Raw genomic sequence first — 14,344 nt, forward strand, 5'->3', positions numbered from 1 at the left:
CAGACATATGCGCCTGCTGAAACTCGTTCCCGATAACACCAACCTCCCGTTCGTCTCGCTGCGCAAATGGGCGTTCGGGCTGACGCTATTGTTGTCGATCGCCGCCGTTGGTCTGGTCGTCGCGCGCGGCCTCAATCTCGGCGTCGATTTCGTCGGCGGTCTGATGATCGAGGAAAAGTTCGATACACCGCCCTCGCTCGACACGCTCCGCACCACGGTCGACCGGCTGAACCTGGGCGAAGTCCGCCTGCAAAGCGTCGGCACCGACGGCAAGACCATCTCGATCAAGCTGCCCCCCCCGCACAGCACCGACGAGGGTGCCGCGAACCGCATCGTGGCCCAGGTCCAGGCGGCGGTGACCAAGCAATTTCCCGACGCGAAATTTTCCAAGCAGGACGTCGTCGGTGGCAAGGTATCGGGCGAGCTGATCGGCAAGGGCATCCTCGCGGTCGTGCTCGCGGTGATCGGCATCGGCCTGTTCGCGATCCTGCGTTTCGAATGGCAGTTCGGCGTATCGACCGTCGTCGCCATCGTCCACGACGTGCTGATGACACTTGGCTTCTTCGCGCTGACCTGGTTTGAGTTCGACCTCAATATCGTCGCCGCCGTGCTGACGATCATCGGCTATTCGATCAACGACAAGATCGTGATCGACGACCGTATCCGCGAAAACATGCGCCGCTATCGCAAGATGGACATGTCGGCGATCGTCGATCTGTCGGTCAACGAAACGCTGCCACGCACCGTTATGACCTCGGTCACCATCCTTCTCGCGCTCTTTGCCCTGCTCATCTTCGGTGGCCATGTGCTGCGCGGCTTCACCTCGGCGATGATCCTCGGCATTTTCGTCGGCACCTATTCGTCGATCTACGTGTCATCGTCACTGCTCATCTCGCTCGGCCTGCGCCCCGATCCCAAGCTGGACGATGCCCCGGTCGGCGGAACGCCCAAGGCGCGCTGATGCGGATCGAACGCGAGCGAGGAGTCGGCCCGATCATCACCGGCTTCTCGCAAGGCGGGTTCAAGGTCGAGGCCGACGCGTTTCGCGGTGTCTATCGCGCGCTGCTGATCTGGCCCGACGGGTCGGACGAATGGGCCCCGCCCGCGCTTGAGGCGCTGACCGCAGAGGCGGTCTCGCCGTTGCTGGCGATCGATCCGCGGCCGGAATTTCTGCTGCTCGGGACCGGAGCCACCATGCAGCGTCCGTCGCCCGCCTTCGTCCGCGCGCTGGAGGCGCAAGGGGTCGGGGTCGAGGCGATGGACAGTCGCGCCGCCGCGCGGGCGTGGGCCGTGCTGCGCGGCGAGGGCCGTCAGGTCGCAGGCGCGCTCTATCCGCTTTGACGCGCGCGCAGGCGGCGTTATCCTCTTCGGAAAACGCTTGGGGAGAGTCGCGTTATGACGATGAGAGTATATCTGGCCGCCGCCGCTCTGGCCGCCACCACCCCCGTTTTTGCCAGCGCGCAAACCGCCGACACACCGCCCGCACCCGCTGCCGCCCCCGATTACGGCAAACCCGAAAGCTGGCTGTGCCGACCCGGCAAGGTCGATCCGTGCGACGCCAATCAGGACGCCACGGTCATCAAGGCCGATGGATCGCGCAGCACCGAGAAGTTTTCCGCGACCAGCGACCCGAAATTCGACTGCTTCTACGTCTACCCAACGGTCTCCAACGATCCGACGCCCAATAGCGACATGGTGGCAGGACCCGAGGAGGATTCGGTCGCCGCTTTCCAGGCCGGGCGCTTCGCCAAATATTGCCGCGTGTTCGCGCCGCTCTATCGCCAGGTCACGATCGCGGCGCTCCGCGCGAAGCTGATCGGCAAGCCCGACACGTCGGACCGGGCGATGGCCTATCACGACGTCAAGGAGCGTGGAGGAGTATCTCGCCTACGACAATCACGGGCGCGGCGTCGTGCTGATTGGCCATAGCCAGGGCGCGGGGATCCTGAAGAGCCTGGTCGCCAAGGCGATCGAGGGCACACCGGTGCAGCAGCAGATCATCTCGGTGCTGATTCCGGGCACCACGGTCGCGGTGCCGGAGGGCAAGGACGTCGGCGGCGATCTGCAATCGACCCCGCTCTGCCACACCGCCAAGGATGTCGGCTGCGTTGTCAGCTACGTCACCTTCCGCGCCGATGCGCCGCCGCCCGCCAACAGCCATTTCGGCATCGTCAGCGAGCCCGGCATGGTCGCGGCCTGCGTCGATCCGGCGGCGCTCACCGGCGGTGCCACCACCGACGCCTATCTCGGCGCAAAGGGCGCTGGCATGAGCAGCTTGCCGATGGGGCCGTGGACGACCGATGGCGCGCCCGTCACCACGCCGTTCGTCAAGGTGCCGGGCCTGCTCAGCACCGCCTGCGCCAGCTCGGGCAAGGCCCATTATCTGGCGCTGACGATCCACGCCCAGCCGACCGACAAACGCACCGGCACGATCGTCGGCGACATCGTTTATGGCGGGATGACGCTCCGCGACTGGGGCCTGCACTTGATCGACATGCCGGTGGTGATGGGCAATCTGGTCGAGCTGAGCAACCTGCAGGCCAAGGCGTGGCTGGCCAAGCAACCGCCGTCACCGGCGGGCTGAAACCAGCCCGGCCAGATGATCGTAGAGCGCGGCAGTATTGGCCGCCCAGGTGAAACGCTCCGCGCCTCGGCGGACATCCTGCGCGCTCGGCGGATTGGCGAGCACATCGCCGATCGCTTCTGCAAAAGCGGACGCGCTGCGTTCGGTGATGCGCCCGAAGGCGCGCTCGGTCACCACCTCCGCCGCCCCGCCCGCGCCGGTAATCACAATCGGCGTACCGCAGGCCAGTGCCTCGACCCAGGCATTGGCGAGCCCCTCCGATGCCGATGCCAGCGCCATCACGTCGGCTGCGCCGAGCAAGGCGGGAAGGTCGTCGTGCCGGACACTACCCAATAGCCGCACGCGATCCGTCAGGCCAAGCGTCGCAATCTGCGCGGTGAGCGCGGCGCGTGCGGGGCCCTCGCCCGCGATCAACAGCGTCGCGGCTGGCAGCGACGCCATTGCCGACACGACGATGTCATGCCCTTTGCGCGGGATGAGCGCGCCGAGCGAGACGACCAGCGGCCCGGCGACGCCGTAAGCCGCCTTGGCCGCAGCGCGGTCGCGGGCCCCGAAACGATCGAGATCGACGCCGGTATGGTGCACCCGAATCCCCGCTTCAGGCAGGCCGAGCACGGCCATGTCGTGGCGCATTGCCTGCGACACGGCGAGCAGCCCGTCGGCCGCCTGCCCCGCCGCGATCACCTGCGCGGCGGTCGCGGGCGCGCGCCCCCAATGATGGATGTCCGCCCCGCGCGCTTGATCGACACCGGCACGCCGAAATGCCGCCCCAGCGCGACCGCAGCCGGACCATCGGGGAAAAAGAACTCCGCATCGATCACGTCGAACGCGAAATCGCGGCGGAGCGCGGTGAGCAGGGGGACCAGCCGTCGCACCAGTGAACCCGCATGAAACCGCCCGCCGGTGCCGGGCAGCGCGAGAAAGCGCGGGCGGCGGATGTCGAGGCCCTTCCACGTCTCGCGCTCGGGCAAGGCCGCGAGCGGGGCATAATGCCCGTGCCGCGCAAGCGGCCAAGGCGGTATCCCCAGCGGTGCCACCACGCGCAGATCGACCCCTGGATGCGCCGCCAGCCCAAGCGTCTGCCGTTCGACAAACACGCCGAAATTGGGCCGCGACGCATCGGGAAACAGCGTCGAAAGGGTCAGTACGCGCAGCATCGGTGCGATGTAGCGCGAAACACTTACCGTTTCCCTCCCCGGCTTTCAGGGAGGGGCCGGTTTAAATGCGTTTGTCGCCGGGATACGCCAGCAGCAAGTCGCTTCCGACCTCCGCCGCAATTTCACAGCGACCGGACAGCGTCAGACACTCGCCCGCTTGCCACGCAACGCCATCGACGACACCGGCACCGGCGACCGGCACCAGCCACGCCGTCACGCCCTCGGGCAAATCGATTACGCGGTGACCGGCCGCAAAGCGCTCGACCACGAATTTCGGCCCTTCGGCCAGCACCTGATGGTCGCGGCCGTCCGGTGCAGGGGTCGGCAGCGGCACGAACGGCACGGGGTTGGATACCGCCACGCCCGCATCCAGATGCAGTTCGCGGTCGCTGCCATAATCGTACAGGCGATACGTCAGATCGACATTCTGCTGCACCTCGATCACAGTGATGCCAGCACCGATCGCGTGGATCGTCCCCGCTTCCGAATAATAGAATTCGCCCGCCTTTACCGGTTTCCAGTCGAGCAGATGCTCGATCGAACCGTCAAGTGACGCCGCGCGCAACGCCTCGTGCGTCATCGGTTCCAGCGTGCCGAGCGCGATCGTCGAATCGGGTTCGGCTGCCAGGATCAGCCACGCCTCGTCCTTGCCGCGCGGATAGCCCGCCGCCTGCGCTGCCGCATCGTCGGGGTGAACCTGCACCGACAGTTTTTCGCTGGTGAAGAGATATTTGATCAGCAGCTCGGGCTCGCCTGCATGCGGCGTCTGAAACCACACCTCACCGATCTTCTCGCCGCCAGGTGCCGGATTGGCGAAGCCGGGCCACAGTTGCGTGCGACCCCAGGGTTTCTCGACGCGTTTGGTGGCAAGCAGGGTGGCGGTCACAGGGGGTACTCCAATCGAATCCGAAAATGGCAACGCTCCGATAGCGCGAAGCGATCCGTATTGAAAACGCGCCGTCGCAAGCATGCCGTCGAAAAGGATTGTTCGCGCATCCGGGGTTAGGCTAAGGCTTACGCCGATGCGTACCCCCCTTACCCGCTCGCCCCTTTTCCGCAGCCTCGCGGTCGGCCTGATCGCCGCGACCGTGCTCACCTCCACGGGGTGCGCGCGCAACCGGACCAAGGGCGACATACCCTATGTCGCGCGCGACGTCGGCACGCTGTACACAGCAGCGAAGCAGCGGCTCGATAATAAGGAATATAAGCTGGCAGCGGCGCTGTTTGACGAGGTCGAGCGGCAGCACCCCTATTCGGTATGGGCGCGTCGTGCACAGTTGATGAGCGCGTTCAGCTATTATCTCGCGCATGATTACACCGCTTCGATCCAATCCGCACAGCGTTTCATATCGGTCCACCCCGGCAACCGCGACGCGGCTTATGCCTATTATCTCGTCGCGCTCGGCTATTATGAGCAAATCAGCGACGTCACGCGCGACCAGAAGATCACGCAGCAGGCGCTCGATGCGCTTGGCGAATTGACGCGCCGCTACCCCAACACGCGCTATGCCGCCGATGCACGACTCAAGATCGATCTCGTGCGCGACCATTTGGCCGGCAAGGAAATGGAGATCGGTCGCTTCTACGAAACGCGCGGCCAATGGCTCGCCGCGACGATGCGCTTCCGCAAGGTGGTCGACGATTATCAGACGACCACGCACGCACCCGAGGCGCTGATGCGGCTGACCGAAACCTATCTCGCGCTCGGCGTGCCCGATGAGGCTCGCAAGGCGGCGGCCGTGCTGGGGGCCAATTATCCCGGCACGCAATGGTATAGCCGCGCCTACAAATTGTCGGAGGAACACCCGCCCGTCGCGGTCGCGGCGATCGCGCCGGGCCAGTTGATCGTGCCGCTGCCCGACAAATCGCTTCCCGACAAGCCGCTCAAAACCCACGAGCCGAAGCGCGACGCGCGCGCTTTGCCGACCTCGGGCGGTTCGTCGACCAACCCAGGCAATCCGAACCCGGGTAGCTGACCGCGCGCGGCGAAAAAGAACGATACCGGAACATCGATTGTTCGGGTAAAGCGGGCGGCAGACCCATGCTGATCTCTCTCGCCATCCGTGACGTCGTGCTGATCGAGGCGCTGGACCTGCACTTCGGGCAGGGCCTGGGCGTGCTGACCGGTGAGACCGGTGCGGGCAAATCGATCCTGCTCGATGCGCTGGGCCTGGCGCTCGGCGCGCGCGGCGAGGCCGGGCTGGTGCGGCAGGGTGCCGCGCAAGCCGTGGTCACCGCCACCTTCGATACGCCCCACACCACCGGGCCGATCGCCGCGCTGCTGGGCGAGAACGGCTTCGACGTCGATCCCGGCGAGCCGCTGATGATCCGCCGCATCGTCAAGGCCGATGGCGGCAGCCGCGCCTTCGTCAACGATCAGCCTGCGTCGGCGGGCCTGTTGCGCGAGCTCGCAACCTATCTCGTCGAAATCCACGGCCAGCACGATGATCGTGGGCTGCTCAACGCGCGCGGGCACCGTGCCTTGCTCGATGCGTTCGGACGGATCGACGCGGGCGCTACGGCGACCGCCTATAAAGCATGGCGCGATGCCGAAGCTGCGCTGGCGACGGCGCGCGCGACGATCGACACTGCCGCACGCGACCGTGAGTGGCTGGAACACGCCGTCGCCGAACTGCGCGCGCTCGCCCCCGAACCGGGGGAGGAAGAAGCCCTCGCCGAACGCCGCCGAACGATGCAGCGTTCGGAAAAGATCGCCGCCGATCTCGCCGCGATCGAAAGCTGGCTGGAGGGATCGGACGGTGGCCTTGCGCAACTCCGCCAGGCGGCGCGCGTGCTCGAACGAATCGCTGAGGATCATGAGGCACTGGCCGAGGCTTTGGCAGCGGTCGATCGCGCGGTGATCGAGGGCGCGGTCGCCGAGGAGAAACTGCGCGAGGCCAAGGCCGATCTGTGGTTCGATCCCGCCGCGCTGGAGGAGGATGAGGCGCGGCTGTTCGAACTGCGCGGCATGGCGCGCAAACATCGCGTCCAACCCGATGCACTGGCCGAGTTGGCTGACGACCTGACCGCCAAGCTGGAGGCGCTCGATGCCGGGGAAGAAGGCATCGCCGCGCTCGAAGCGAAGCTCGCCGCTGCGCGCGCGACTTATGACAGGGCCGCCGCCGCGTTGAGCGAGGCGCGCACCGCCGCCGCAGTGCGGCTCGACGCTGCGGTCAAGGGGGAGTTGATCCCGCTGAAACTCGATGCCGCCCGCTTCCGCACCGTCGTCGCGCCAGCGCCCGGCGAACAATGGTCGGCGGCGGGCAAGGACCGCGTCGAATTCGAGATTTCGACCAACCCCGGCGCGCCCTTCGCGCCATTGGTCAAGATCGCCTCGGGTGGCGAATTGTCGCGCTTCATCCTCGCGCTGAAGGTTGCGCTGGCCGATCAAGGCGGGGCCGCGACGATGATCTTCGACGAAATCGATCGTGGCGTCGGCGGTGCCGTGGCGAGTGCCATCGGGGAACGTCTGGCGCGGCTGGCGCAAGCGACGCAATTGCTGGTGGTCACGCATAGCCCGCAAGTCGCGGCGCGAGGGCAGCACCACCTGCTGATCGCCAAGAGCCATGACGGGACCGTCACCCGTACCGGCGTGACGACGCTCGACGACACGGCCCGCCGCGAGGAAATCGCACGGATGCTGTCGGGCGCGACGATCACGCCCGAGGCGCGCGCGCAAGCCGATAGGTTGTTGGAGACGGCGTAAAGCCATCCGTATCGGCAACCCGCAAACCCAGCACCGAATCCGTCACCCCGAGTTCATCCCGGGGTGACGGAACGACGGCGGATCGGCTGTTAAAACGGCATCGTCACGGTAAACATGATGCCCTTGTCATTGGTCCGCCCCTGCCCCGCATATAGATTGCCTCGCACCCCCTTGCCGAGATCGATGCCGATCCCCGGCCCGCCCACTTCCGCATATTTTTCCGGCAGCGGACGCGCGCGGAATTTCTCGGCTACGTCTTGCCTGCCGCATACAACGATGTCGCTGCCGGACTCTGCGGTGGGACAAGAGGCCGGGTGCCAGGCGGCGGGCAAATCGACACTCGCGCGATGTGACCGCTCGTCCTCTGGAGGTGCAGACTGTGCCAGGGCCAACATCATCAGGATCATGGTCGGCCCCTCTGCCGGGATGTTCGGGAAAGGCTAACGGCCATCTGCCACCGACACAATCCGCCGCCGCGCAATCTCCACGACATTCCTCGCACAACCTGCTACAGCCGTCCTATCGCGCGAGTCCGCTCTCAAGCATCGCGCGGCTGAGAGACGTCCCGCGCTCCCGCTTGCCTGGCATCGGATGCGCACTCTTGGCTCTCCTTTCCCGCTTTCTTGCACAGCCTGTCCGCTGCGGATCTTCCGCGCACGGCTGATGCGTCGCGATCGGATGCGTCGGCCGGGGCCGGACGTCGCATCCGTCTTCGATCTCGGCCCCATCCGGTACCGACGCTGCGGCGCGGCACCGGCACGTAAGGAATTAGGTATGGCTATCGGCACCGTTAAGTTCTTCAACGCCGACAAGGGTTATGGTTTCATCGCGCCTGAGGGCGGCGGTGGCGATGCCTTCGTCCACATCAGCGCGGTGGAAGCCGCCGGCATGGCCACGCTCGACCGCGACCAGCGCGTTTCCTACGAGCTGGAAGAAGACCGTCGCGGCAAGGTTTCGGCCGTGCGGCTGGCGCAAGCCTGAGCCAATACGGGGTGCCGCCAACAGGGGGCACCCCGCTTTCTCGTTTCCATTCCTATTTGCGGAGATATCCCACGAACACCACCGCCCTGTTCTATCGCGACCGCGCCCGTCAGGCCGAGTCCGACGCGGCTACGGCCACCCTCGACAATGTCCGCGGCCGCTGGCTGCGCGCCGCCAAAGCCTGGGACGAAATGGCCAGCCGCGCGGAAAAGACCGCCGAGCGCCGTTCGACCAACGAAGAGGCCAAGCATCTCGCCGAGATGGACGCCAGCGAAGACGATTAGCGGATTGAAACCGCTACCCGTCCTCCGCTAGCGAAGGGGGATGGCCCCTGCCCTCCCCACGACCGATGATACCGCCGCAACCGAGCTGGCCCGGCTGGCGGAGCTGATCGCGCACCACAACCGCCTGTATCACACCGACGACGCGCCCGAGATTTCCGACGCGGACTATGATGCGCTGGTGCGCCGCAATGCTGCGATCGAGGCGGCCTTCCCGCATCTCGTTCGCAGCGATTCGCCGAGCGTTCAGGTCGGGGCCGCCCCCGCCGCCCACCTCGCCAAGGTCGCGCATGCGCGGCCGATGACCAGCCTCGACAATGCCTTTACCGACGAGGATGTCGCCGATTTCGTCGGCCGCGTGCGCCGCTTCCTCGCGTTGCCCGAGGACGCGCCGGTGGAACTCACCGCCGAGCCTAAGATCGACGGCCTGTCCTGTTCGCTGCGCTACGAAAACGGCGTCCTGGTCCAGGCGCTCACCCGCGGCGACGGCCAGGTGGGCGAGGATGTCACCGCCAATGTCCGCCACATCGCCGACATTCCGCAAAGCCTCCCGGCCGACGCGCCGGCGATCTTCGAGGTGCGCGGCGAAGTGTATATGGCCAAGGCCGATTTCGCGGGCCTCAACGCGCGCCTGCTCGCCGAGGCCGAGGGGACCGGCAAGGACGCGCGCCAGTTCGCCAACCCGCGCAACGCCGCCGCCGGATCGCTGCGCCAGAAGGACGCCGCCGTCACCGCGACGCGGCCCTTGCGCTTCTTCGCCTGGGGCTGGGGCGAGGCGAGCGCGGTGCCCGGCGAAACGCAAAGCGCGGTGATCGCCGCGATCAAGGCCTGGGGCTTCCCAGTGGCGGAAGGCTTCGCTCCTGCCGCGACCGCTGCGGATGCGCTCGCCGTCTATCGCGGCATCGAACATCTGCGCGCCGACTTGCCCTTCGATATTGACGGTGTGGTCTACAAGCTCGACCGGCTCGACTGGCAAGCGCGGCTCGGCACCGTCGGCCGCACCCCGCGCTGGGCGATCGCGCACAAATTCCCCGCCGAACGCGCCGAGACGACCTTGCTCGCGATCGATATCCAGGTCGGCCGCACCGGCGCGCTCACGCCCGTAGCGCGGCTGGAACCCGTCACCGTCGGCGGCGTCGTCGTCGCCAACGCCACGCTCCACAATGCCGACGAGATCGAGCGGCTTGGCGCGCGCGTCGGCGACCGCGTCGTGTTGCAGCGCGCGGGCGACGTCATCCCGCAAATCGTCGAAGTGCTGACCCGCGCCGAGGAGCGCCCGGCCTTCGTCTTTCCGACCATCTGCCCCGAATGCGGCTCGCTCGCCGAGCGTGGCGAGGGCGAGGTTGTCGTGCGCTGCACCGGCGGGCTGATCTGCCCGGCGCAGCGCGTCGAGCGGTTGATTCATTTTGTCTCGCGCCACGCCTTCGACATTAGCGGCCTCGGGCTGGTGCGCATTGAGGAGTTCTTCCGCGACGGCCTGATCGCCTCCCCCGCCGACATCTTCCGCCTGCACGAACATCGCGAGGCGCTGATCACGCGCGAGCGCATGTCGGAGCTGGTCGTCGACAAATTGCTCGCCGCGATCGACCTGCGCCGCAAGATCGGGCTCGACCGCTTCCTGTTCGCGCTCGGCATCCGCCATGTCGGGGAGATTACCGCGCGTGACCTGGCGCGACGCTATGTCAGCATGGCCGCCTTTTCCGACATGATCGAGCGCGTGCTGGCGGTCCGCACCGAGCTTGTCCCCGCATTGGGCGAGACCGACCTGAAATTCGTCGTGCGCCGTGGCAAGGCGCTCGCCGCCGCGATCGAAACGGCGGGCATCGGCCCCGAAGTCGCCGATGCCTTGATCGAATTCTTTGCAGAACCACACAATCGGGACGTAATTGCCGCCTTGCTGCGCGAGGTCGAGCCGCTCGATATCGTCCACGAAACCCGCGAATCCCCCGTTAGCGGCAAGACGGTCGTGTTCACCGGCAGCCTGGAGACGATGAGTCGCGACGAAGCCAAGGCCCAAGCGGAAGCACTCGGCGCGCGCGTGTCGGGCTCGGTGTCCGCCAAGACCGATCTGGTCGTGGCCGGGCCGGGTGCGGGCTCGAAGCTGAAAAAGGCCGCAGAATTAGGCATTTCCGTCATCGACGAAGCGGGTTGGGCGGAGATTGTTGCGGCTGCGGGGTAAAGGGGATCGCCACGCCGAAGTCCGCCAGTGATGCCATTTTGCAACGCATCATTACTGAATGCTTCATGTACCTTGCGGAATCGTGATTGTCATCTAACCGAAATATTTAAGTCGCATGGGGGCGCCAGGCGACGAGACAGTCGCGTTTTCCGCGATCAGGAACACAGGGGCAATATCATGCGACATAATCTTCTTCTTGGCGTGGCCGTGGCCGCGCTTATGATTCCGGCTGCGGCAAGCGCCCAGGAAACGACAGCGATTATCCGCGGCTCGGTCACCGCCAACGGCGCTCCGGTTAACAATGCAACGATTACGGTCACGGACACCTCGTCGGGCACCGTTTCACGCGCATCTACGGACTCGTCTGGCAGCTTTTCGGCATCCGGCCTGCGCGCTGGCGGTCCCTATACGATCGACGTGACAAGCGCCGCCGGCAACACTCAGATCACCGGAATCTTCACGGTTGTTGGTGCTCCTTACGATCTTCCGATCGAGGTCGGCGCAAAATCTGACAGCGGCGCTGACATCGTCGTGACCGCCAAATCAATCAAACGAGCCGGCATTACGTCGGATGGTCCGCAGACCGTCCTCAACCAACGCGACGTCAGCAAAGTCGCCTCGGTCAATCGAGACATTCGCGACATCGAACGTCGCAGCCCCTTCGCGACGTTCGACCGCAGCAGCGGCGGCGGCAGCGCCGTATCCTTCGCTGGCGTAAATCCCCGCTTCAACCGCTTCACCATCAACGGCGCGCAGGTTGGCGACAACTTCGGCCTTAACCCTGATGCCAGCCCCACCAAGCGAGGCCCGGTTCCGTTTGACGCGATCGGTCAGGTGTCGGTTTCGATCGCACCGTATGATATCCGCCAGAGCAATTTCCAGGGCGGCGTCATCGACACGACCCTGCTGTCGGGCACAAATTCCTACCACCTGAACGGTTTCTATTCGCAGAGCACCGACGGTCTGCAGGGAAATCAAATCGGCGCGCTGCCCGTCGCTTTGCCAAAATATAAGAGTGAGACCTACGGCGTTACGGCCTCGGGTCCGATCATCAAGGACAAGCTGTTCGTGATGGTTTCGTATGAAAAGAACACTGACCCCCGCCCACTCAGCCCCGGAGCGGTAAACCAGGTCCCCAATCTGACCGACGCGCAGGTAGCCTCGGTCCAGTCGATCGCAAAAAGTGTTTATAACTACGACGCCGGCGGGGTTCTTGCGATTACGAACAACCTCGACGAGAAAATCGTCGGTAAAATTGACTGGAACGTCACTGAAGGCCAGCGCCTATCGCTTACTTACATCAACGCATACGATGCGCAGGACAACCTTCAAAACAGCAGCGGATCGACGACGTCGCCTGCTCTTGGTCTCGCCTCGAACGGTTACAAGCTGACCGAACTGCTGCGTACCGGTATTGCCCAGTTGAACTCGGATTGGAGTGACCGGGTCTCGACCGAAACGCGTTTCGTTTACAAGGCCTATACGCGTGGCCAGAATCCTGAATTGGGCCGCGGCTTTGCGCAGTTCCGCGTCTGCACCGCCCCGACCAGCGTCCTTACGCCGGTTGCTGGTAACGGCGACAATGCGACCTCCTGCGGCAGCGGCAACCCGGTTGTCGCGCTTGGCCCGGACATCAGCCGTCAGACCAACGCTCTGTTCACGGACACTTATGACGGCTCCTTCCTGCTGCGCTTCAAGGCTGGGCAGCACGATTTCAAGGGCCTGTTTGAATACGCCGAGAACCGCACGACCAACGCCTTCCTGCAATATAGCGCTGGCTCCTATTACTTTGACTCGATCGCCGATTTCCAGAATCGCAACGCGAGCTCTTTCGACTATCAGAACGCACTGACGCTGAACCCGAACGACACGACGTCCAATTTCAAATATGGCGTCTACACCTTCGGCCTTCAGGACGATTGGTCCGTCACACCCGAACTGCGGCTTACCTATGGCGTCCGGTACGATCTCTATGGATCGCGCAGCCAGGTTATTAACAATCCGAATTTCTACAATCGCTATGGCTTTTCGAACACCAACAATTTTGACGGTCTGGGCGCGTTCCAGCCGCGCGTAAGCTTTAGCTACAAGCCGCTTCCGTCGCTTAGCCTGCGTGGTGGCATCGGCATTTTTAGCGGCGGTACGCCCGACATCTATTTCTCGAACTCGTACGGCAACAGCGGTTTCATCCAGAACCGTATCTCGACTGTAAACCGTGCAACGGTTGCGGCGGGGAGCACGGCGACCGCAACGTGCGCGGCTCCCTATAATACCGGTGCGAATGCTGCACTCTGCGCGATTGCTCTCAACGGTGTTACGGGGTCGTCGATCCCGGGCGCAGTCAATACATTCCTCGCCTCCAATACGGCGTCGCTTCTGACGGCACCCACGGCATCGGTAGCACCGGACTTCCGCTTGCCTTCGCAGACCCGCGCAACGCTCTCGGCCGATTACCGCCTGTTCGGGGTTGATCTGGGCGCGGACTATGTATTCTCGAAGGTCAATCAGGCCGTTACCTTCACCGATCTGCGCTCGCAGATTGTCGGCACCCTGCCGGACGGCCGCCCACGCTACACTTTCCTGCCGACGCCGGGCGCTGGCATCCAAACCGCCGATACCAACACGGACATCCAGATCGGCAACACGTCGCGTGGTCGCAGCCACATTTTCACGCTGCGCGCTAACAAAGACTTTGCATGGGGCCTGTCGGTGGGTGGCAGCTACACCTGGCAGGACGTGAAGGACGTCAGCAACGCGACGTCTTCGGTGGCAAGCTCGCTTTATGCCGCCCAAGCCTCGATTGATCCGAACAACGCCAGCTACGGCATCAGCAGCAACGAAACAAAGTGGCAGTTCAAGTATAGCGTCGGCTTCGATCACGCCTTCTTCGGCGACTATCGCACCGTCGTGCAACTGTTCGGTGAAACGCGCGCCGGACAGCATTACAGCTTCTCGATGCAGGACACTTCGACGGGTCGCTCGTCGGTATTCGGCACCACCGGGAACAATGATCGTTACCTGCTCTACGTGCCGACCGGCCTCAACGATCCGTTGGTCACCTATGCCGCGAATGATACGACAACTGCGACCGCGCTCGACAACCTCATCAACAATACGCAGTTGAAGAATTTCCGCGGAAAGATTGCTCCTAAGAACATCGCCCGGGCACGCGCTAATACCCGTATCGACCTCCATCTTGAGCAGGAACTTCCGGCCTACGTCTTCCATTCGCGGATTTCGTTGTTTGCCGACATTGAGAATCTGCCCAACCTGTTGAACAAGAACTGGGGCGGTCAATATTATACCGGCTTCCCGTACACTTCGGCGGTGGTGCAGGTAACCTGCCTCAACGCGGCGGGAGCTGCACTCACGGGTGTGGTCGGGTCGCGACCAATCCAGCCGGGGCTTGCGCCAAGTATCAATACAGCAGCTTCAAGTCGCCGAACGAAACGGTGA

At 64.5% G+C, this 14,344-nt stretch carries 12 protein-coding genes and 1 pseudogene; 10 read left to right on the forward strand and 3 right to left on the reverse strand.

Translation table 11 applies throughout. From position 1 onward, the window contains the following. Positions 1–7 precede the first annotated feature (7 nt). From secF to NW75_RS12715, 4 genes are read left to right on the forward strand one after another with little or no spacing between them, the layout of a single operon-like run. Positions 8–961 carry a protein translocase subunit SecF gene (gene secF / locus NW75_RS12705; RefSeq protein WP_033965568.1) on the forward strand — a complete coding sequence of 318 codons (954 nt, stop codon included), beginning with the start codon at positions 8–10 and terminating at the stop codon, positions 959–961. Beyond that, a complete protein-coding gene (locus tag NW75_RS12710; RefSeq protein WP_033965569.1) occupies positions 961–1,341 on the forward strand; it encodes an Mth938-like domain-containing protein in 381 nt (126 codons plus the stop codon). The genes secF and NW75_RS12710 overlap by 1 nt, the downstream gene beginning before the upstream one ends. A gap of 60 nt (positions 1,342–1,401) precedes the next feature. Further along, entirely contained in the window at positions 1,402–1,929 is a 528-nt protein-coding gene (locus NW75_RS27390) for a DUF3089 domain-containing protein (protein ID WP_269430329.1), read from the forward strand. Further along, the gene (locus NW75_RS12715; RefSeq protein ID WP_269430330.1) at positions 1,871–2,584 is read left to right on the forward strand and encodes a DUF3089 domain-containing protein; all 714 of its coding nucleotides are present in this window, start codon (positions 1,871–1,873) and stop codon (positions 2,582–2,584) included. Before NW75_RS27390 ends, NW75_RS12715 begins: the two co-directional genes overlap by 59 nt. On the opposite strand, the pseudogene NW75_RS12720 reads toward NW75_RS12715, so the two are convergent. Together NW75_RS12720 and NW75_RS12725 are read right to left on the reverse strand one after the other, a co-directional pair. Then, positions 2,570–3,741 (reverse strand): annotated as a pseudogene (locus NW75_RS12720) (glycosyltransferase). The gene NW75_RS12715 and the pseudogene NW75_RS12720 sit on opposite strands and share 15 nt — an antisense overlap. 61 nt (positions 3,742–3,802) lie before the next feature. Then, positions 3,803–4,627 carry a class I mannose-6-phosphate isomerase gene (locus tag NW75_RS12725; protein ID WP_033965571.1) on the reverse strand — a complete coding sequence of 275 codons (825 nt, stop codon included), beginning with the start codon at positions 4,625–4,627 and terminating at the stop codon, positions 3,803–3,805. A gap of 136 nt (positions 4,628–4,763) precedes the next feature. On the opposite strand from NW75_RS12725, the gene NW75_RS12730 reads away from it, so the two are divergent. Together NW75_RS12730 and recN are read left to right on the forward strand one after the other, a co-directional pair. Continuing rightward, the gene (locus NW75_RS12730; protein ID WP_033965572.1) at positions 4,764–5,717 is read left to right on the forward strand and encodes an outer membrane protein assembly factor BamD; all 954 of its coding nucleotides are present in this window, start codon (positions 4,764–4,766) and stop codon (positions 5,715–5,717) included. Between the two features lie 65 nt (positions 5,718–5,782). Beyond that, positions 5,783–7,447: a DNA repair protein RecN gene (recN, locus tag NW75_RS12735; protein ID WP_033965574.1), complete on the forward strand. Its 1,665-nt coding sequence runs from the start codon at positions 5,783–5,785 to the stop codon at positions 7,445–7,447. 89 nt (positions 7,448–7,536) lie between these two features. Here recN and NW75_RS12740 read toward each other — a convergent pair whose 3' ends face one another. Next, on the reverse strand, positions 7,537–7,854 hold the full coding sequence (locus tag NW75_RS12740) for a hypothetical protein (protein WP_033965575.1): 318 nt from the start codon (positions 7,852–7,854) through the stop codon (positions 7,537–7,539). A gap of 367 nt (positions 7,855–8,221) precedes the next feature. Between NW75_RS12740 and NW75_RS12745 the strand changes: the two genes are divergently transcribed. From NW75_RS12745 to NW75_RS12760, 4 genes are all read left to right on the forward strand, one after another. Then, complete coding sequence (locus tag NW75_RS12745; RefSeq protein WP_010185321.1) at positions 8,222–8,428, forward strand: cold-shock protein; 207 nt, start codon at positions 8,222–8,224, stop codon at positions 8,426–8,428. Between the two features lie 56 nt (positions 8,429–8,484). Next, the gene (locus tag NW75_RS12750) at positions 8,485–8,712 is read left to right on the forward strand and encodes a hypothetical protein (RefSeq protein ID WP_231565191.1); all 228 of its coding nucleotides are present in this window, start codon (positions 8,485–8,487) and stop codon (positions 8,710–8,712) included. A 40-nt stretch (positions 8,713–8,752) separates the two neighbouring features. Further along, positions 8,753–10,888: an NAD-dependent DNA ligase LigA gene (gene ligA / locus NW75_RS12755; RefSeq protein ID WP_033965576.1), complete on the forward strand. Its 2,136-nt coding sequence runs from the start codon at positions 8,753–8,755 to the stop codon at positions 10,886–10,888. A 177-nt stretch (positions 10,889–11,065) separates the two neighbouring features. Next, entirely contained in the window at positions 11,066–14,344 is a 3,279-nt protein-coding gene (locus NW75_RS12760; RefSeq protein ID WP_231565192.1) for a TonB-dependent receptor, read from the forward strand.

It is taken from the genome of Sphingomonas sp. Ant H11 (genome assembly GCF_000797515.1).
In the GTDB taxonomy this organism is placed as follows: domain Bacteria; phylum Pseudomonadota; class Alphaproteobacteria; order Sphingomonadales; family Sphingomonadaceae; genus Sphingomonas.